This window comes from Microbacterium sp. ACRRU, assembly GCF_022346945.1.
In the GTDB taxonomy this organism is placed as follows: Bacteria; Actinomycetota; Actinomycetes; order Actinomycetales; family Microbacteriaceae; genus Microbacterium; species Microbacterium mcarthurae.
This window is the reverse complement of record NZ_JAKRNI010000025.1, coordinates 1-17,427: the sequence shown is the minus strand read 5'-3', so window position 1 is coordinate 17,427 and position 17,427 is coordinate 1. Positions and strand designations below refer to the sequence as shown.

At 71.5% G+C, this 17,427-nt stretch carries 14 protein-coding genes; 8 read left to right on the top strand and 6 right to left on the bottom strand.

The genetic code is table 11. The annotated features are described in order from the left end of the window. Window positions 1-11: 11 nt before the first annotated feature. From MHY30_RS11440 to MHY30_RS11425, 4 genes are read right to left on the bottom strand one after another with little or no spacing between them, the layout of a single operon-like run. Complete coding sequence (locus MHY30_RS11440; protein ID WP_239277066.1) at window positions 12-977, bottom strand: glycosyltransferase family 2 protein; 966 nt, start codon at window positions 975-977, stop codon at window positions 12-14. A gap of 2 nt (window positions 978-979) precedes the next feature. Beyond that, complete coding sequence (locus MHY30_RS11435) at window positions 980-2,890, bottom strand: glycosyltransferase (protein ID WP_239277047.1); 1,911 nt, start codon at window positions 2,888-2,890, stop codon at window positions 980-982. A gap of 49 nt (window positions 2,891-2,939) precedes the next feature. Further along, on the bottom strand, window positions 2,940-4,283 hold the full coding sequence (locus MHY30_RS11430; RefSeq protein ID WP_239277046.1) for an O-antigen ligase family protein: 1,344 nt from the start codon (window positions 4,281-4,283) through the stop codon (window positions 2,940-2,942). Beyond that, entirely contained in the window at window positions 4,280-5,680 is a 1,401-nt protein-coding gene (locus MHY30_RS11425) for an O-antigen ligase (RefSeq protein ID WP_239277045.1), read from the bottom strand. The genes MHY30_RS11430 and MHY30_RS11425 overlap by 4 nt, the downstream gene beginning before the upstream one ends. A 59-nt stretch (window positions 5,681-5,739) precedes the next feature. Between MHY30_RS11425 and manA the strand changes: the two genes are divergently transcribed. From manA to MHY30_RS11405, 4 genes are all read left to right on the top strand, one after another. Continuing rightward, a complete protein-coding gene (manA, locus tag MHY30_RS11420; protein ID WP_239277044.1) occupies window positions 5,740-6,930 on the top strand; it encodes a mannose-6-phosphate isomerase, class I in 1,191 nt (396 codons plus the stop codon). 113 nt (window positions 6,931-7,043) lie between these two features. Then, window positions 7,044-7,367, top strand: coding sequence for a WhiB family transcriptional regulator (locus MHY30_RS11415; protein WP_239277043.1), 324 nt, complete (start codon window positions 7,044-7,046; stop codon window positions 7,365-7,367). A 92-nt stretch (window positions 7,368-7,459) separates the two neighbouring features. Next, complete coding sequence (locus MHY30_RS11410; protein ID WP_239277042.1) at window positions 7,460-10,297, top strand: glycosyltransferase; 2,838 nt, start codon at window positions 7,460-7,462, stop codon at window positions 10,295-10,297. Then, a complete protein-coding gene (locus MHY30_RS11405; RefSeq protein ID WP_239277041.1) occupies window positions 10,294-11,691 on the top strand; it encodes a DUF5719 family protein in 1,398 nt (465 codons plus the stop codon). Before MHY30_RS11410 ends, MHY30_RS11405 begins: the two co-directional genes overlap by 4 nt. A gap of 18 nt (window positions 11,692-11,709) precedes the next feature. Here MHY30_RS11405 and MHY30_RS11400 read toward each other — a convergent pair whose 3' ends face one another. After that, window positions 11,710-12,141: a hypothetical protein gene (locus MHY30_RS11400; protein WP_239277040.1), complete on the bottom strand. Its 432-nt coding sequence runs from the start codon at window positions 12,139-12,141 to the stop codon at window positions 11,710-11,712. 171 nt (window positions 12,142-12,312) lie between these two features. Between MHY30_RS11400 and MHY30_RS11395 the strand changes: the two genes are divergently transcribed. Beyond that, window positions 12,313-12,519, top strand: a complete 207-nt coding sequence (locus MHY30_RS11395) for a DUF3499 family protein (RefSeq protein WP_022878762.1) — start codon at window positions 12,313-12,315, stop codon at window positions 12,517-12,519. A gap of 64 nt (window positions 12,520-12,583) precedes the next feature. On the opposite strand, the gene MHY30_RS11390 is transcribed toward MHY30_RS11395, so the two are convergent. Next, a complete protein-coding gene (locus tag MHY30_RS11390; RefSeq protein ID WP_239277039.1) occupies window positions 12,584-13,426 on the bottom strand; it encodes an RDD family protein in 843 nt (280 codons plus the stop codon). Between the two features lie 16 nt (window positions 13,427-13,442). Here MHY30_RS11390 and MHY30_RS11385 point away from each other — a divergent pair, with 16 nt between their 5' ends. The 3 genes from MHY30_RS11385 (at window position 13,443) to katG (ending at window position 17,225) form a co-directional block, all read left to right on the top strand. Then, complete coding sequence (locus MHY30_RS11385; protein WP_239277038.1) at window positions 13,443-14,438, top strand: stage II sporulation protein M; 996 nt, start codon at window positions 13,443-13,445, stop codon at window positions 14,436-14,438. Window positions 14,439-14,508: 70 nt separating this feature from the next. Continuing rightward, a complete protein-coding gene (locus tag MHY30_RS11380) occupies window positions 14,509-14,970 on the top strand; it encodes a Fur family transcriptional regulator (protein ID WP_239277037.1) in 462 nt (153 codons plus the stop codon). Beyond that, window positions 14,967-17,225, top strand: coding sequence for a catalase/peroxidase HPI (gene katG / locus MHY30_RS11375; RefSeq protein WP_239277036.1), 2,259 nt, complete (start codon window positions 14,967-14,969; stop codon window positions 17,223-17,225). The genes MHY30_RS11380 and katG overlap by 4 nt, the downstream gene beginning before the upstream one ends. The last annotated feature ends 202 nt before the right edge of the window (window positions 17,226-17,427 follow it).

Sequence of the window (17,427 nt, the reverse complement as noted above, 5' to 3'; positions counted from 1 at the left end):
CCGTCACGCAACTACGCGACCGGCTGAGCGGGCTCCAGCGGAGGCATCGGTCGCCACGAGGCGTCGCGCGAGATCTTCCGCCCGTCCCGCAGCCCGCGGAACAGGTGGTTCGTTCCGCGGACCTTGCGCTCGACCACGACGAGGCGGATGAGTTCCTTGACGAAGGTCAGCGCCGTGCCCGTGGCGAACGGGAGCGCGCGATAGACGCCGAGCTCGCGGTAGTACTTCGCCAGGTAGGCGCGGTTGCGCATGATGTAGTACCGGTAGGCGTCGCTGGAGGCGTTCATGTGGCGGATGCCCATGTCCCACTGCTTGATCTCGCGGGTGCGGCGCAGCACGAACTCGTCGACGATGACCGACTCGGTGACGCGTGACGCGAGCCACCCGTACAGCTGGTCGTCCCAGTAGATGAAGAAGCGCGGGTCGGGGAGGCCGATCCTCGCCACGACATCGCGGTGGATGAACATGCCCTCGAAGCATCCCGAGTTCATCGGCTTGAACCCCGAGGAATCGAAACCGGCCGGTGCGAAGGGGATCGGGATCGCCATCGATTCCGCCACGCGGTACTGCCAGTAGAACTCGCTGCCGTCGTAGTCGTAGCGGCGTCCCTGGATGCTGCGGAACCGCGGAGCCCATCGGCCCATCCGGTCCAGGCCATCGGGGACGACCTCGACGTCGTCGTCCATGAGCCAGATCCACTCCGAACCCAGCTCGTAGGCCACACGCATGCCCTCGCTGAACCCCCCGGATCCGCCCGTGTTCGTCTCGAGACGGCGGTACACGAGCTCGGTGGGCAGCCGGTCGCGGAACGACTCGACGACCTCGGTGGTGTCATCCGTCGAGGCGTTGTCGACGATCACGAGGTGACCCGGCGCGGGGGACATCCGCTCGATGCTCTGCAGCAGGCGCGTGAGCAGGGGAGTGCGGTTGTAGGTGACGACGACGATGGTCGCCGTACCCGGATCGAAGGAGGCCATGCTCACGCACTCTCCTCGAACGTCTTGCGCCACTGCGCCTCGGATGCCAGGTCGGGCAGGGCTTCGCGGTACTGGCGCGAAAGGGTGGGCCACTCCTTCTGCAGACGCCGGTGCAGGCGGACGCTGTCGACCAGCATGCGGCGGAAGAGCGCACGGTTGCGGGTGTAGACGTTCTTGCCCGAGCCGTCGGCGGCGCTGACCAGCGCACTGTCGTACAGCGGGACGCGCCACCAGTGGGCGTCGCCCTTGCCGAACTCGACCTCGGGCTGGGCGATGTTCTCGGGGCGCGGCGTGTGGAACCAGTGCGACAGGAGAGTGCGGGCGGTGAACGTCCGCAGCGCCAGACCGGTGGGGCTGTCGAACTGGTTCCGCTTGAGGCGTTTGAACACCTGGCGCCCGAGTCGCGAGCGCAGCGGGACTCCGGAATCCTTGTGGATGCGGGTCTCGGGGTGCTTCTGCGCGATCATCCTCGCCTCCGGCATCGCCCGGTCCAGTGTCTGCCGCATGTGCGCGGGACCCGAGAGGACGTCGCGGAGGGCCCGGTGCCGCAATTCCACCGGGTAGTACTGCATCATCATCAGGTGCTTCAGGTCGACGCGGCGACTGTGCCGGATGAGCGTTCCGCCCAGCGGTGTGCGCGAGTGCAGCAGCGCCGCGACGATGCGATTGCGAGCGTGGAAGTACGCCTGCCAGTCGATCGAGTCGTCCTTGCCGACCCACGACACGTGCCACAGTGCGACGCCGGGCATCGAGACGGTCGGGTAGCCGGCATCCCGGGCCCGGACGCAGAACTCGGCGTCGTCCCACTTGATGAACGCGGGCAGCGAGAGGCCGATCTCGCGGAGGATGCTGGTCGGGATGAGGCACATCCACCAGCCGTTGTAATCGGCGTCCAGGCGCATGTGCAGCATCGGTGTCTGGCGGAGGTTGGCAACGCTGAAGTCGTGCGGCAGGCGCTCCTGGAAGAGGGCGCGCCACATGAAGGGGGCGTCGTCGACCACCTCGGCCCACGCGTGGAGCTTCGGGCGGTCGAGCAGGTCGAACATGTGCGCGCCGACGATCGTCGGGACGGACGCGTAGCGGCCGAAGACGACCGAGCGTCGGATGGACTCCGGCTCGATGCGCACGTCGTCGTCGAGGAGCTGGACGAAGTCGCTGTCGGGGCGCTCGAGGGTCTCGACCATGGCCCGGGCGAAACCGCCCGAACCGCCGAGATTCGGCTGGCGGATGATCTGCAGGGTGTCACCCAGGCGCTCGGCGACCGCCGGGTAGCCCTGCTGATCGGCCACGAGGTCGGTGCCCTGATCGATCAGGAACACGCGGTCGACCACGTCGAGCACGTCGGGCGCGTCGGCGAGGGCCGTCAGTGTGCTCACGCAGTAGTCGGGTTTGTTGTACGTGGTGATGCCGATGCTCGCCTTGCCGGGACGCACCGGCTCCTGCTCAGTGGTCCATTCCGCGCCCTCGAACATCGCATCGGTGCGGTCCGCGGCGACATCGAACCAGATCCAGCCGCCGTCGCTGTACTGGTCGAGGACGAGGTCGAAGGAGCTGGTCGCATCCCCGCGCACCTCGCGCGTCTCGATGCGCTGCTTGGTGCCGCCGCCGTTGGAGCGGTACACCAGGATCGTGGCATCCCCGGAGGTGCGCACGGTCAGACGGACATCGCGCACGGCGGTCCAGTGCTGCCAGTAGGCGGCGGGGAACGCGTTGAAGTACGTGCCGAACGAGACGCGGCGCCCGGCGACGATGCGTGCTCGGTGGCGGTCGAGCACGTTGCTCAGCTGCGCGACGTTGGTGACCCGCACGGGTTCTTCGTCGATCGTCGACCACGTCTCGGGGTCGACGTACAGGGGGAGCAGATCGGGATCGCGGTCCAGCGGGAGCACGGCGTTCTGGAGGGTGTACGTCACGAAGAGATCTTTCGTCGAAAGGCGCGGGCCGTGGCGGCCAGCCCGAAGTCTACCCGGCGCTCTCGGGGCCGCCCTGAGTGTCGGTGGCATCCGCGGGGAGTCCCGAGCGCGGGTCCGCGCGCCTGTCCAACCGCTCACGCCATGACCTCGACTGGCCCGCGCGGACGGCGCACAGGACGAGCAGCAGCAGGCCCGATCCCGACAGCACCGAGCTCTCGAAGAGCGAGACCGTGAGGAGGGCGACGAGCGTCAACGGCGCCCACGTGTGCACCACGGAACGCCGTTCCCCCGCGACGAGCCACGCGCGGGCCAGCGCGAGCGCGCACAGCACCAGGAAGACCAGCAGCCCCGCCCAGCCGAGCTGGAGGAGGACATCGAGGTACGCGTTGAGCGCGGACGCGTGGTCCTGGCCGAGGATGAAGTTGACCGCGCTGAACGGTGCCTCCCGTGGCGCCCACGGTCCGAACCAACCGAAGCCGGCCACCGGCCGGTAGTCGGAGAACCGCAGGATCTCGCCCCACAGGTCGGTACGGAGTGACAGGTCGGCCCGGCCGTCGAGGGCGCCGGCGATCGCGGAGCGCTGCGCCCACGCGAGAGCCAGGAGGGCGATGACCGCGCCGCCGAGCGAGAGCTGCGCGGCACGCCGCCGCCGCGGGGGAAGGGCGCGGATCAGCGCGAGAGCGACGGCGGCGACCGCGGTGGTCACCGCGACGACGATGATCGTCGGCGAACCGCTCAGCACGGCCAGCAGAGCCGCGAGGATCACCGACCCCGCCGCCGTGCCCGGGCTCACCGACCGGGTGCGCCACTCGACGAGGAACGTCAGCAGCGCGATGACCGTCACGACACCGAGGTCGTTCCGGCTGCCGAACAGTCCCTGCACCGGTCCGAGCTCGTCGATGTCGCCGCGGATGCCGAGGAACGGGATCGGGGTGTCCCACAGGATGCCGCTGAGCACTTCGAGCACGAGCGAGGCGGCGAGGAGCCAGCGCAAGACGTCTCCCAGCGCCCGCACGCTCTGGTGGGCGTCCCGCACGTGTCCGATGACGATCCCGAGGATCGACACCACGACGAGTGCAGCCCAGCCCGCGACGGTGAGGAGAGCGTCCGTGCTCCACAGGACACTGGCGCCCGCCCAGGCCGCGAACACCGCCAGAGTCGTGGGTGCCAGGTGGAGCACCTCGAACTCCTGCCTCCGGGCCACCAGGACGGCGCCACCCAGGACGGCGAGCCCGATCAGAATGGTCGCGTACGCGACGTCGCCGGCCAGTCCACGGATTGCGGACGCGCCGAAGACGGCGGCGAACGAAGCGATGGTGAACGCCCGAGCCAGGTCGGCGGAAGCCAGAAACGCCCCGACGTCGGGTCGTTCCGCGCGCCAGGCCGGGCTCACGACCCCGATCTCTGCAGCTCGCCGCGCTCGATCGACATGCTCTGCTCGGCCGGGCCGACACCGACGAGCGGGGACTGCTTGATCTTCGCCCCGAACAGCACGACGAACATCCACCCCCACAGAAGAAGAGGTGCGGACTCGGTGAGGCCCTGCACGACGAGGAGGCCGCCGATCATCGTCGGAAGCAGGGTGAGGGGGGAGTACGGTCGGTCGGCGCGCAGGTCCCAGCGCGGACGATCCACGGCGAAGAACCACGACCGCCACACGTAAGCGAGCATCGTCAGGACAAGCAGCACCACGCCGACGCCGCCGAGCTGGAGGTAGGTGTCGAGCCACATGCTGTGCGCCTGCACGACGGTCTGACCGTGGTCGACGATCCACCCGTCGATGAGGGGCTCCGACGCGATCCACGGGGTCGAGTAGCCCCAGCCGACGATCGGGTGCTGGTCGGCGCGGGTGAGGACGTCGGCCCAGATGCCCTCGCGGCCGGTCAAGTCGCTGTCGCGACCGAGTGCGCCAAAAACGGTCTCTCGTCCGAACCACAGCGCGGCCCCGGCGCCGAGACCGACGGCCGCGTAGAGCAGGTACCACCGTGTGCGTTCGCCGGGCCGGCGGGCGGTGCGCATGACCAGCACCGTGGCGAGCACGAGCACGACGAAGGCGGCGGCGACGATGCTCGTCGCGGAGCCGGCGCGGACGAACAGGAACCCCGCCGCGGCGATCCAGCCGAGCAGCAGCGGGCGTCGGGGCGCCTTCGCGGCGTAGCGGATCGCGAACACGATGATCGCGACGAGCATCGCGGCGCCGAGGAGGTTGGCGTTGCCGAAGATCCCCTGCAGACGTCCGCCGTCGAACAGGTTGTCGCGGGACCAGTACACGATGGGGTCCATCCGGCCCTCGGGCACCGCGAAACCGGGCAGCAGCGGTCCGCGGACGAAGAGCGACACGGCGAGCTCGAACAGCAGCGACAGCCCCACGACCCACTTCGCCGCCGAGGCGACGGCTCCCACGACATCGCGCCACGTCAGCACCGCCCCGATGAACAACCCCTGGAAAGTGGTGATCGCCAGGAGGAGCCAGGTGAGCACGGATGCCGCGGGCCACGCGCTCCACGCGATCGACGCGCCCGCCCAGGCGACGTAGCCGAACGCCAGCCAGGGGAGACGCCGGAGGGCCACCGGCGGGCGGAGGATCGTCCACAGCACGGCGGAGACGATCGCGGATGCCACGACGACGACGCCGGTGGCGGCGAGTCCGATCGCGTTGATCACGCCGACGCCCCCGAGGGCGAGGAACAGGACGAAAACGCACCACGCGCGCAGGAGCAGGTGTCCCGTGGTCTCCCGCGGCGGGGGAGTCGGCAGCGCCGAGACCGGGTGAGTGGTGTGCATCGCCATGGTCTGATCAGGCTACCTCTCGCCCCGTCGATACCGGGGGCCCCGGGTAGGCTGACGCCGTGCTGGTTGAGATCTCGAACACGCCTCGTGACTACGCCTGGGGGAGCGCGACGCTTCTCGCCGACCTCGAGGGTCGCACCCCCTCCGGCTCGCCCGAGGCCGAGGTGTGGTTCGGCGATCACCCGGGATCCCCCGCCCGGGTGCACGACGGGTCCGACCTCACGCTGGACGACTGGCTCTGCGCTCATGGGGGACAGGAGGGTGTTCCCGGCCGTCTCCCGTACCTCCTCAAACTGCTCGCGGCCGGAGCGCCGCTGTCGATCCAGGTGCACCCGTCGAAGGAGCAGGCCGTCGAAGGCTTCGCGCGGGAGGAGGCCGCGGGCGTTCCGCGGGATGCCGGCCACCGCAATTACAAGGACGACAACCACAAGCCCGAGGTCATCGTCGCCCTCAGTGAGACGTTCACCGCGCTCGCGGGCCTGCGCGACGTGGACGCGACCCGGCGCCTGGTCGCCACCCTCGGGGACGGCGAGGGTGTCCGCACCCTCCGAGAGAAGCTGGGGGCCGCCTCGCCCGCGGCGGCTCTGCGCGAGACCATCGCGTGGCTGCTCGGCGAGGCCGAGGGCGCGGAGATCGCGCAGATCGTCGAGGCCGCGGCATCCGCGCACTCCGAGGAGTTCGCCGCCGAGCTCGATCAGACGCGCACACTCGCCGCTGCCTACCCGGCCGACCCCGGCATCGTGGTGGCGCTGCTGATGAACCTCGTCCACCTCCGGCGCGGCGAAGCGATCTTCGTTCCCGCCGGCGTCCTGCACGCCTACGTCGCGGGTCTCGGCGTGGAGATCATGGCCGCGAGCGACAACGTGCTGCGCGGCGGTCTCACCCCCAAGCACATCGACGTCGCGGAGCTGCTCGCGCTGGTGGACTTCCGCCCCGCCGCGCCGCCGGTCCTCGAAGCCCGGGCGGCCGGGGAGGGGGCGGAGATGTTCGCCCCCGGCATCCGGGATTTCGCCCTCGCTCACGTCACTGCGGGCGGCCGGTCCGGTTCGGTGGACCTTGCGGGCCTGTCGATCGCCCTCTCGGTGTCGGGCGAGGCGACGGTCACGGGGGCCTCGGGAGCGAGCCTCACGCTCGCCCCCGGTCGGGCGGCGCTGGTCACGCCGGAGGAGTCGCCCCTGACGGTCTCGGGCGGCGAGGTGTTCGTCGCGATGCCCGGAGCAGAGCCGCGACACGCCGAGGCGACGTCGTAAAGGTTCACCTCGCCCTTGAGGGTTTACGATCCGCGACTTGACCTGACGGAATGACACGGGTGTAATTACTCGTACGCGTCAGCGTCAGGGGATCGAACGAGGGGGAGGGCGAGATGGCGACATCGCAGTACCGGTCCGGTGTCCCGGACAACTGGTTCGTCGATCCGGTCGACCTGGGTGTTCCGGGCGTCCGTCGAGACATCGACGCCGCCGAAGAGAACACTCTCGCCTGGCAGACCGATGCCCTGTGCGCCCAGACCGATCCGGAAGCGTTCTTCCCCGAAAAGGGTGGGTCCACCCGCGACGCCAAGCGCATCTGCACCTCGTGCGACGTGCGCTCGGAGTGCCTCGAATACGCGTTGCAGAACGATGAGCGGTTCGGCATCTGGGGCGGCCTCAGCGAACGCGAGCGTCGCAAGCTCAAGCGTCGCGCCTGACCCGCGGCATCCGGGTCCGGGGATCGAGGGATCCGGTGACCCGCGGCGCGGCGTCGGCATTCGTGCGACAGCCCGCCTAGGCTGACCACGCCATGCCCGCCCGTGTACACGCCGTTCTCGTGGTCCGCCCCGAAGGACGAATCCCTGCCGCCCCCCACCTCACGCGCACCCTCCAGGCGCTGGCCGCCCAGACCCGGCCGGTGGACGCGCTCACGATCGTGCTGTGCGGAAACGACCCGGAGCTCCGGCAGATCGCCGCGGCGTCGGGGGCCGAGGGCATCATCACCGCCTCGCCCGGAACGCCCTTCGCCGCCGCGACCGCGTTGGCGACGCCGCGCCTGACCGGGGATGCCGTGTGGCTGCTCGCGCAGGACACCGCCCCCGATCCCGACGCCCTTCTCCGACTGGCCGGTGCGCTGGAGTTGTCGTCCTCGCTCGCGGTGGCCGCTCCGAAGCTCGTTGCGTGGGACGCGCCGGCCGAGATCGTCTCGCTAGGGGTCAGCGTCACCCGCTACGGGCGCACCGTCGAACTGGCGGCGGGCGAACTGGACCAGGGCCAACGCGACGGGGATGCCGACGTCCTCGGCGCCGATGTGCGGGGGATGCTCGTGCGCCGGGAGTCCTGGCGCACGCTCGGCGGTCTCGATCCGGCGCTCGGCGGGGCGGACGAAGGTCTCGACCTCAGCGTGCGTGCGCGACTGGCCGGGGACCGGGTGTCGCTCGTCCCGGCCGCGCGGGTGGCCGTGGCCGGGGATGGTGTCGCCGCGATGGCGCGAGGGCGCAAACGCGCGCGGCGCCGCGCCTTCGCTCAGCGGACGGCGCAGCTGCATCGTCGTCTCGCCTACGCTCCGGCGCCCGCGGTGGTCCTGCACTGGCTGTCGTATCTTCCGCTGGCGTTCGGACGCACGATCGCGCACCTCGTCGCCAAGGTCCCGTACAAGGTCGCCCCCGAATGGGGAGCCACCCTGCTGGTCATGGCGCGCATGGGGGCGGTTGCGCGAGCGCGTCGGCGCATCCGTTCCGTCCGCGCGGTCGGATGGTCGCGCATCGCCCCGCTGCGCGTCTCGAACGCCGAGATGCGACTGCGGTGGGAGAGCGACGCCGTCGACAGCGACGCCCCCGTGCGCTCCGAGCTGCGCTTCTTCGTGGGCGGTGGAGCGTGGGCGGTCCTGGGCGCGCTCGCGGTCTCGGCGCTCCTGTTCGCCCCGTTGCTCGCCTGGCCCGTCCTCGGCGGCGGGGCGATGGCGCCGCTGCGCGCCACGGTAGCCCAGCTGTGGCAGGACGCTGCCTGGGGTGCGCGACCCCTGGGACTCGATGTCATCGGGCCCGCCGACCCCTTCTCCGCGCTGGTGGCGCTGCTCGGCTCACTGTCCCCCGCCGAACCGTCGCGCGCCTTCGTGGTCCTGTGGATCCTGGCGTTGCCCCTGGCGGTCCTGGGCGGGTGGTTCGCCGCCACGCGCGTGACGGAGTCGTCGCTCCTTCGCATCACCGCCGCGATCGCGTGGGCGCTCGCGCCGACGTTCCTCGCGGCCTTCGTCGAGGGCCGTCCCGCCCCGCTGCTCCTGCACCTGCTCCTGCCGTGGCTCTTCTTCGCCGCGAGCGTCGCCCACCGGTCGTGGGCCCCCGCCGGAGCGGCATCCATCCTGCTCGTCGCGGTGCTGGCCTGTTCTCCCTCGCTCGCACCCGCGGTCATCGTGCTGTGGTCGGCGGCTCTCGTGGTGGTCGCTCTCGCGGCGCCGCGGGGAATCGCTCGTGTCGTGTGGCTCGTCGTGCCCTCGATCGTGGTGTTCGCACCGCTCATCTGGACGCAGGTGCGCCTCGGCAACCCGTGGGGGCTCCTCGCCGACCCCGGCGTTCCCTTCGCCGGCAACGAGGCCAGCGCCGACCCCCTCGGCCGCGCACTCATCGCGGCGGGCTTCCCGACCTCCGACCCCGGGGGTTGGGCGAGTCTCACCGATGGCCCGGTGTGGTGGGTCGCTCTGCTCGCCGTGCCCCTCGCCGTGCTGGCCGTCTTGTCGGTGCTGACCCCGCGCTGGCTCACCGCCTCCGGGCTGCTCCTGATCGCTGCGACGGGCTTGGCCACCGCGTTCGCGGCTGTCGGAGTCGCGGTCTCGTTCGACAGCGCCGCGCCCGTGCCGCTGTGGCCGGGTGCCGGGCTGAGCCTGGCCTGGCTCGGCGTGGTGGGCGCGGCGGTCACCGCCCTCGACGCGGGCATCGTCGAGCGGGTGCGCCTTCTGCGGCCGATCGGAGCGGTCGTGACCCTCACGGCCCTGCTCGTCGCGGTGGCTCCCGCGCTGACGGCGCTGGCGACCGAGTCGCCGCGTGCTCTCGTCACCAACGGGCCGGTCTCGACGCTGCCGGCCTTCGTGGCCGCCGAGGGACGCGGTTCCATGGCCGTCGGCACCATCGTGCTGGACCCGCGCGCGGACGGTCTGCGCGTCGACGTCGTGTGGGGTGGGAGCGCGACTCTCGGGGGTCAGAGCACGCTCGAAGCGACCCGCACCCAGCCGCGGCCAGCCGACCAGGAGCTGGCCGCCCTCGCCGCCGACCTCGTCACGCCCTCGTCCGAGGACGCCGTGGCCGGTCTCGCGGCGCGCGGCATAGGTTTCGTGCTTCTCGAACCCGGACCCGCGGGAGAGGACGAGGTCATCCGCGGCGCGCGGCTGACGGCGGCGACCTCTCTCGATCAGCGTGACGCTCTCGACGGCGTGGGCGCGACGGCGCGCGGCGACCTGTGGCGCGTCACGTCCGATGTGCAGCCTCGTGCCGCGCTCGACGACCACCGCCTGCGCCTCCAGCAGCTCGTCGCCGCGGGGTCTCTCGCTGTGCTTCTGATCGCTGGGCTGCTGGCCGTTCCCACCGCCGCGTCGCGCCGCGTCGCCCGCCGGACGCCCCGCATGGTCGGACCCGTTCGGGGAGGTACCCGATGAGTGATCGTCGCCTGGCCCGATGGGCCACCACGAGTGCACGCGTCGTCGCCGGAAGCGCCGTGGCCACCGCGGTCGTGGTCGGGGCGGTGGCCGGTATCGCGGCACCGTGGCCCTCGTTCACGGCCGACCCCGTGCGTCTGCAGGTGACCCCCGCTCCCTCCGACACCGTCGTCGCGTGCGACGGTCCCGTCTTCGCGCTCGGCCGCGCGGCCGAGTCGGCCGCGGGGCTCACCGTCGGGGCGGCGCAGGACGTCGTGTCGGGACCGGATGCCGCGGACGCCGAGGTGTCGAGCGTGAGCGGCGCCACCGGCGACGGGTCGGGGGATGCCACGGTCTTCCGGGCGCCGCCGCGTGATCGCGTCGCAACCCCCTTCGCCGCCGCGGGGTCCGCCACAGCGGCGTCACCGGACCTCACCGGGTTCAGCGCCTCGGCGTGCCGTCCGCCCCTGGCGGAGTCCTGGCTCGTGGCCGGCGCGACGACGACCGGCGCGAACGACCTCGTCGTGCTGAGCAATCCCGGCGACGTACCCGCGACGGTGCAGCTGTCGGTGTACGGCGCGCAGGGGGTTTCGACACCCCCGTCCGGAACGGGTCTCGTCGTGCCTGCGGGCGCGCAGCGCGTGGTCCCGCTGGCGGGTCTGCTGCTCGGCGAGGAGAGCCCGGTCGTGCGCGTCGTCGCCACCGGTGCCCCCGTGCGCGCGTCGCTGCAGACGAGTCTGACCCGCGTGCTCCTGCCCGGCGGGAGCGACCAGGCCGCGCCGCTCGCCCAAGCGGCGACGACCCTGGTGATCCCCGGTGTCTCGGTGCTCACGACGGGCGAGGGGAACGCCGGCACGGTCCTGCGCCTGCTCTCGCCGGGCGCCGACGCGTCGGCGACGGTGACGGTCACTCCCGTCGGCGGGGCGGGTGTGACGGGGAATCCGCGCACGCTGGAACTGCCGGCGGAGACGCCCACCTCTCTCGACCTCTCGGGCCTGGCCCCGGGACCGTTCACCGTGTCGGTCGAGGCGACGCAGCCCGTGGTCGGCGGGGTGTGGTCGACGACGGGGTTCGGCGAGGGGGCCGACTTCGCCTGGTACTCCCCGTCGCCGGAGTTCGCGGCATCCGGTCTCGTCGCCGTCGCGCGCGGAGCCGGTGCCTCGATCGTCCTCGCGGCGGATGCCGCGCGAGGCGCGGCGTCGGTCACCCTGACGCCGCAGGACGGGGGAGCCCCGGTGACGGTGGCGGTCCCCGCCGGTGGATCCGTCGCGGTGCCCGTGAACGCCGGAGTGTACGAGCTCGCTCCGGATGCCCCCGTTCACGCGGCGGTGTCGTACTCGGCGCCGGGAGCGCTCGCCGCGTATCCCCTGTGGCCCGCGGATGCCGCGGCCGGGGCCGTGACGATCCTGCCCTGACCCCCGCGGCGCGAGCGCTCAGAAGAAGCGGAAGCGCTCGGGACCGAGATCCCACGGGTCGCGGTCGAGGTACTCGGCGGCCGCGCGGAAGACGGCACCCTCGATCATCATGCGACGATGCAGATCGTCGTCGATATGCGGATGGCCGAGGCGTTCGATGGGAATGCGGTAGAGGATGATCCGCTTCTGCTCGCGCAGCACCTGCCAGCGAGGAATCGCCCCGGTCGCCGCCGGCGGCATGATGCCGACCTCGAAAGACACGTCCCGGAGATCGCTCCACGCCGATCGCAGGAACTCGGCCGCCGTGCTCACCGCGATGTCGAACCGCTCGATGCGCGTGTCCAGCGGCGGGAGCGGCGGGCGGACGACGGGGCTGCGGTTCTGGCGACCGTGGCGACCGTGGCGTGAGGGGCGCGCGACCGGCCGGGTCTCACGGGATCGACGACGCATGGGCCCATCCTACGTTCGTCGGGGTGCCGCGATGCGTTCCGGCGGACGCCGGGCGGGCGCGGCCATCGGCGCGTGGCATCCGCTCGACCGGTGTTCGCGTGCCGACCCACCCCGTTCGGCCGCGGCGCGGCGTCGCCGACCGCGGGCTGAGCCCGCCTAGGCTGACCCGCGATGCGTGACAGACTCTGCTCGAAGGTGGGATGCGCCCGCGAGGCGATGAGCACCCTCACCTACGACTACGGCGACCAGATGGCGGCTCTCGGCCCCCTCGGACGCGCCGGCGACCCGCACGCGCACGACCTGTGCGCCCTCCACGCGGATCGGTTGTCGGTTCCGCGCGGATGGGTCGTCGTGCGACACGAGACCCTGCGCGCCTGAGAAGCGCCGTCCCGCTCGAGCCTGCGAGGCGTCGGGCTGGCGCGGACGCAACGAGGCGTGTGACTCACGTGTGATCGGTGAGCGAGGCCGCCCGTTCGTTCTCGAGCAGGAGCGCGCGGTACTCCCGGTCGCGGCGCACCGACGCCGCGGCTCGGACGAGCGTCTCGGCGTCCACGTCCGGAAGGGGGGAGACGTAGGGCCGCACGGCCTCAGCGAGCCCCGCGGCCACGCGGGCCCGCGCCGCGGGTTCCAGAGCCTCGGCCCCGCGCACGAACTGGGCCATGCGCGCGGCCAGCCGGTCGGGGAGGCGCGAGACGTCGGCGACCGCCGCCCATCCCTCCAGCCCCGGGGGGATGCCGGGCGCCGCCGCCGGGAGCGGTCGGGTCCGCGTGCGCTCGCATGCCGTCCCGGCGAGCAGATCGCCGAGCCGCTGCGCCCGGGGCGTGAACATGCCCACGATCGCGGCGATGCCCCCGAGCGTGAACCACAGCTCCAGCACGCCGACCAGGGCGCGGATGAAGGCCTGACGGAAACCGGCGGCACCGCCGTCGACGCGGACGATGCGGCCCCCGACCGCGAGGCGGCCGAGGCTGCGCCCGCGCGAGAGCGTCTCGACGGTGGTGGGGACGACGACCATCACCGCCACGATCAGCACGATCGCCCCGATGCGAAGCGTGCTGTCGGGGATGGTTCCGCTGCCCACGAGGGCCGTCAGGGTGAGTGACCCGATCACGAGAAGTGCGACCCCGGCGGCCATGTCGATGAGGCAGCTCACCGCCCGGAGGAAGAAGCCGAGCGGCTGCACATCGAGCGCGACGGCCTCGCCGGTGAGGGTCTCGTCCGCCGCGGCGTGGACGCGGGAAGCCCGGGCTGCGGGGGGCGGAGGGGATGCCGCGGGAGAAGCCATGCGTACAGTTGACCATATGGACCTCGACGCCCTCACGGCCGCCCGCCGGCACGAATGGGCGCGGCTGGACGAGCTCGGCCGTTCACGACGCCTGACCGGACCGGAGGTCGACGAACTCGTCACCCGGTACCGCGCGGCATCCGCCGACCTGGCCGACATCAAGACCTCGGCGGGCCGCACCCCGCAGGGCGACTACGTGTCGATCCTTCTTGCCCGCACCCGCCTCCGACTCACGGGTGTCCGAGAGAACGTGCTGCGACAGGCCCCGCGATTCTTCCTGCGGCAGCTTCCCGCCGCCCTGTACCGGGTGCGCTGGACGACGCTGGCCGTTGCGGTGGGCTTCGTCGTCGTGGCGGCGCTGGTCGCCCTCTGGATCTCGTCGGACCCGCGCGCTGTCGCGGCCCTCGGGTCGCAGAGCGAACTGCAGAACTACGCCGACGAGCAGTTCGTGCAGTACTACCGCGAGAACCCGAACGCGATCTTCGCCGGCACGGTGTGGACCAACAACGCGTGGATCGCGGCCCAGTGCGTGCTGTTCGGTGTGACCGGCGTGTGGCCGCTCATGGTGCTGATGCAGAACGCCATCGGGGTGGGATCGTCGGCGGCCATCATGATCGCCTTCGACCGTTCCGACGTCTTCTTCCAGTTCATCCTCCCGCACGGCCTTCTCGAACTGACCGCGATCTTCGTCGCCGGGGCCGCCGGCCTCCACATCTTCTGGGCGTGGGTCGCCCCGGGGCCGAGAACGCGATCCGCAGCGCTCGCCGCGGAGGGCCGCGCGCTGGCGACCGTCGCGGTGGGACTGGTGTTCGCGCTGGGACTGTCCGGGCTCGTCGAGGGCTTCGTGACGCCATCGATGCTGCCGTGGCAGGTGAAGATCGCGATCGGCGCCGCGGCACTGGGCGTCTTCCTCGCGTACATGCTGCTGCTGGGGCGGCGCGCCGCGCGCGCGGGAGAGACCGGCGACGTCACCGAGTACGAGGCCGGTACGCCGACGCTGACATCGGGCTGAGGCATCCACCATTCCTCACCACCTCCGGCGCGTTGTTTTTGATTAATTCAAAAATAGCTAGGATGGAAGCATGCTCGACGATCGGACGGATGCCACCGCGGACGCGCTCCTGCGCGGCGCGGGGTTGCGGGTCACCGCGACCCGCGTGGCAGTGCTGGGGGCCTTGCGCTCTCGGCCGCACGCCACCGCCGACGACGTCTTCGAGACCATCCGGGGCGCTCTGCCCGGCACCAGCATGCAGTCGGTGTACAACGCCCTCGGCGACTTCGCCGACGTCGGACTGGCGCGACGCATCGAGCCGGCCGGTCATCCCGGCATGTTCGAACTCCGGGTGGGAGACAACCACCACCACGTCGTCTGCACCGGTTGCGGCCGCGTCGACGACGTGGACTGCGTCGTGGGGGCCGCTCCGTGCCTCCACGCGCCGGAAGGAAGCGGTTTCCTCATCGAAACCGCCGAGGTGACGTTCTGGGGGATCTGTCCCGAGTGTCGAGCGAAGTCCGAAGCCGACAAACCGAGAGGATCCCGATGAGCGACACTCTGAACGGATGCCCCGTCTTCCACGACGGCCCCGCGCCCGACGACAACCGTCTGCCGGTGGGCGAAGCCCCCGCCGACAGCGAACCCGCCGGCGCTCTGCCGCACCCGACCCAGGGGTCGGCCAACCGCGTGTGGTGGCCCGAGTCCCTGAACGTCAAGATCCTCGCGAAGAACAACGCGCAGCGCGACCCGCTCGACGAGGGCTTCGACTACCGTGTAGCGTTCGAGGCGCTCGACCTGGATGCCGTCAAGAAGGACATCCAGCAGGTCATGACGACGTCGCAGGACTGGTGGCCGGCCGACTTCGGCCACTACGGCCCCCTCATGATCCGCATGGCGTGGCACAGCGCCGGCACGTACCGCGTGACCGACGGTCGTGGCGGCTCCGGCGCGGGAATGCAGCGCTTCGCCCCGCTGAACAGCTGGCCCGACAACGTCAACCTCGACAAGGCCCGTCGTCTGCTGTGGCCGATCAAGAAGAAGTACGGCCAGTCGATCTCGTGGGCTGACCTCATGATCCTCGCCGGCAACGTGGCGCTGGAAGACATGGGCTTCCCGACCTTCGGCTTCGCCGGTGGCCGCACCGACGTGTGGGAGCCGGACGACGACGTGTACTGGGGTCCTGAGACCACGTGGCTCGGTGACGAGCGCTACACGGGCAACCGCGAGCTCGAGCGCCCGCTCGCCGCCGTGCAGATGGGCCTCATCTACGTCAACCCCGAGGGCCCCAACGGCAACCCCGACCCGCAGCTGTCGGCGCACGACATCCGCGAGACGTTCGGCCGCATGGCCATGAACGACGAGGAGACCGTCGCGCTCATCGCCGGTGGACACACCTTCGGGAAGACCCACGGCGCCGCGAGCGACGCGAACGTCGGGGCGAACCCCGAAGCCGCCGACATCGAGGACCAGGGTCTCGGCTGGAAGAACAGCCACAGCACCGGCAAGGGCGACGACACCATCACGAGTGGTCTCGAGGTCACCTGGACCTATCACCCCACCCGCTGGGACAACGAGTTCTTCCACATCCTGTTCGCCTACGAGTGGGAGCTCTTCCAGAGCCCCGCGGGTGCGCACCAGTGGCGCCCCAAGAACGGCGCGGGAGCCGACATGGTGCCGCTCGCCCACTCCGAAGGCCGTCGCGAGCCCCGCATGCTCACGAGCGACCTCGCCCTGCGCGTCGACCCCGCGTACGAGAAGATCTCGCGTCGCTTCCTCGAAGACCCCGCGGCCTTCCAGGATGCATTCGCTCGCGCCTGGTTCAAGCTGACCCACCGCGACATGGGCCCGCGCGAGCGCTACCTCGGACCCGAGGTTCCCGACGAGGTCCTCGTGTGGCAGGACCCGGTGCCGGCAGTCGACCACCCGCTGATCGACGCGGCCGACGCGGCGGCGCTCAAGCAGCAGATCCTCGACAGCGGCCTGTCGGTGCAGCAGCTGGTCACCACGACCTGGGCCGCGGCGTCGACCTTCCGCGGCAGTGACAAGCGCGGCGGCGTCAACGGCGCGCGCATCCGCCTCGAGCCGCAGAAGAACTGGACGGTCAACAACCCCGAGCAGCTGGCATCCGTCCTCTCGGTGCTCGAGAACGTCAAGGCCGAATTCGACGCGCAGGCCGACGGCGGCAAGAAGGTCTCGATCGCCGATCTGCTCGTCCTCGCCGGCAACGCGGGAGTCGAGCAGGCCGCCCTCGCCGGCGGCGTCGAGATCGAGGTTCCCTTCACCCCGGGTCGTACGGACGCGTCGCAGGAGCAGACCGAGATCGAGTCGTTCCGGTGGCTCGAGCCCATCGCCGACGGCTTCCGCAACTACGCCTCGCGCGAGACGCGGCTGCCGGCGGAGTTCCTGCTGCTGGACAAGGCGAACCTGCTCACGCTCACCGCGCCCGAGATGACGGTGCTCGTCGGCGGACTGCGCGCGATCGGCGCGAACTGGGACGGTTCGGACTGGGGCGTCTTCACCGACACGCCGGGCGCGCTGACCAACGACGTCTTCGCCAACCTGCTCGACCTCGGCACGACGTGGAAGCCGCTCGACTCGGGCAAGCACGCGTTCGAGGGCACGAAGGACGGCTCCGGCGAGAAGGTCGGCATCGGGACGCGCGTGGATCTCGTGTTCGCGTCGAACTCCGAACTGCGCGCCATCGCCGAGGTCTACGCCTCCGATGACGCGAAGGAGAAGTTCGTCCGCGACTTCGTCGCCGCGTGGCGCAAGGTCACCGAGCTCGACCGGTTCGACCTGGTCTGACTCACGGCATCCGGAAGGCCCGTCCCCTTGGTGGGGCGGGCCTTCTGCCGTTGTGCCGGGCGGCGCGGGCGCGCGGGCCGGGCGGGGGTGCCGGGCCGGCGCCGCCCCCCCCCCCCCCCCCCCCCCCCCCCCCCCCCCCCCCCCCCCCCGCCGCGGGGCCCCCCCCACCCCCCCCCCCCCCCCCCCCCCCCACGACCAGATC

What these genes read in the sequence shown, in the direction of transcription:
- MHY30_RS11440 (WP_239277066.1), bottom strand. Translation starts at nt 977, where the DNA reads ATGGCCTCCTTCGATCCGGGTACGGCGACCATCGTCGTCGTCACCTAC.
- MHY30_RS11425 (WP_239277045.1), bottom strand. Translation starts at nt 5,680, where the DNA reads ATGGCGATGCACACCACTCACCCGGTCTCGGCGCTGCCGACTCCCCCG.
- MHY30_RS11415 (WP_239277043.1), top strand. Translation starts at nt 7,044, where the DNA reads ATGGCGACATCGCAGTACCGGTCCGGTGTCCCGGACAACTGGTTCGTC.
- MHY30_RS11410 (WP_239277042.1), top strand. Translation starts at nt 7,460, where the DNA reads ATGCCCGCCCGTGTACACGCCGTTCTCGTGGTCCGCCCCGAAGGACGA.
- MHY30_RS11405 (WP_239277041.1), top strand. Translation starts at nt 10,294, where the DNA reads ATGAGTGATCGTCGCCTGGCCCGATGGGCCACCACGAGTGCACGCGTC.
- MHY30_RS11400 (WP_239277040.1), bottom strand. Translation starts at nt 12,141, where the DNA reads ATGCGTCGTCGATCCCGTGAGACCCGGCCGGTCGCGCGCCCCTCACGC.
- MHY30_RS11395 (WP_022878762.1), top strand. Translation starts at nt 12,313, where the DNA reads ATGCGTGACAGACTCTGCTCGAAGGTGGGATGCGCCCGCGAGGCGATG.
- MHY30_RS11390 (WP_239277039.1), bottom strand. Translation starts at nt 13,426, where the DNA reads ATGGCTTCTCCCGCGGCATCCCCTCCGCCCCCCGCAGCCCGGGCTTCC.
- MHY30_RS11385 (WP_239277038.1), top strand. Translation starts at nt 13,443, where the DNA reads ATGGACCTCGACGCCCTCACGGCCGCCCGCCGGCACGAATGGGCGCGG.
- MHY30_RS11380 (WP_239277037.1), top strand. Translation starts at nt 14,509, where the DNA reads ATGCTCGACGATCGGACGGATGCCACCGCGGACGCGCTCCTGCGCGGC.
- katG (WP_239277036.1), top strand. Translation starts at nt 14,967, where the DNA reads ATGAGCGACACTCTGAACGGATGCCCCGTCTTCCACGACGGCCCCGCG.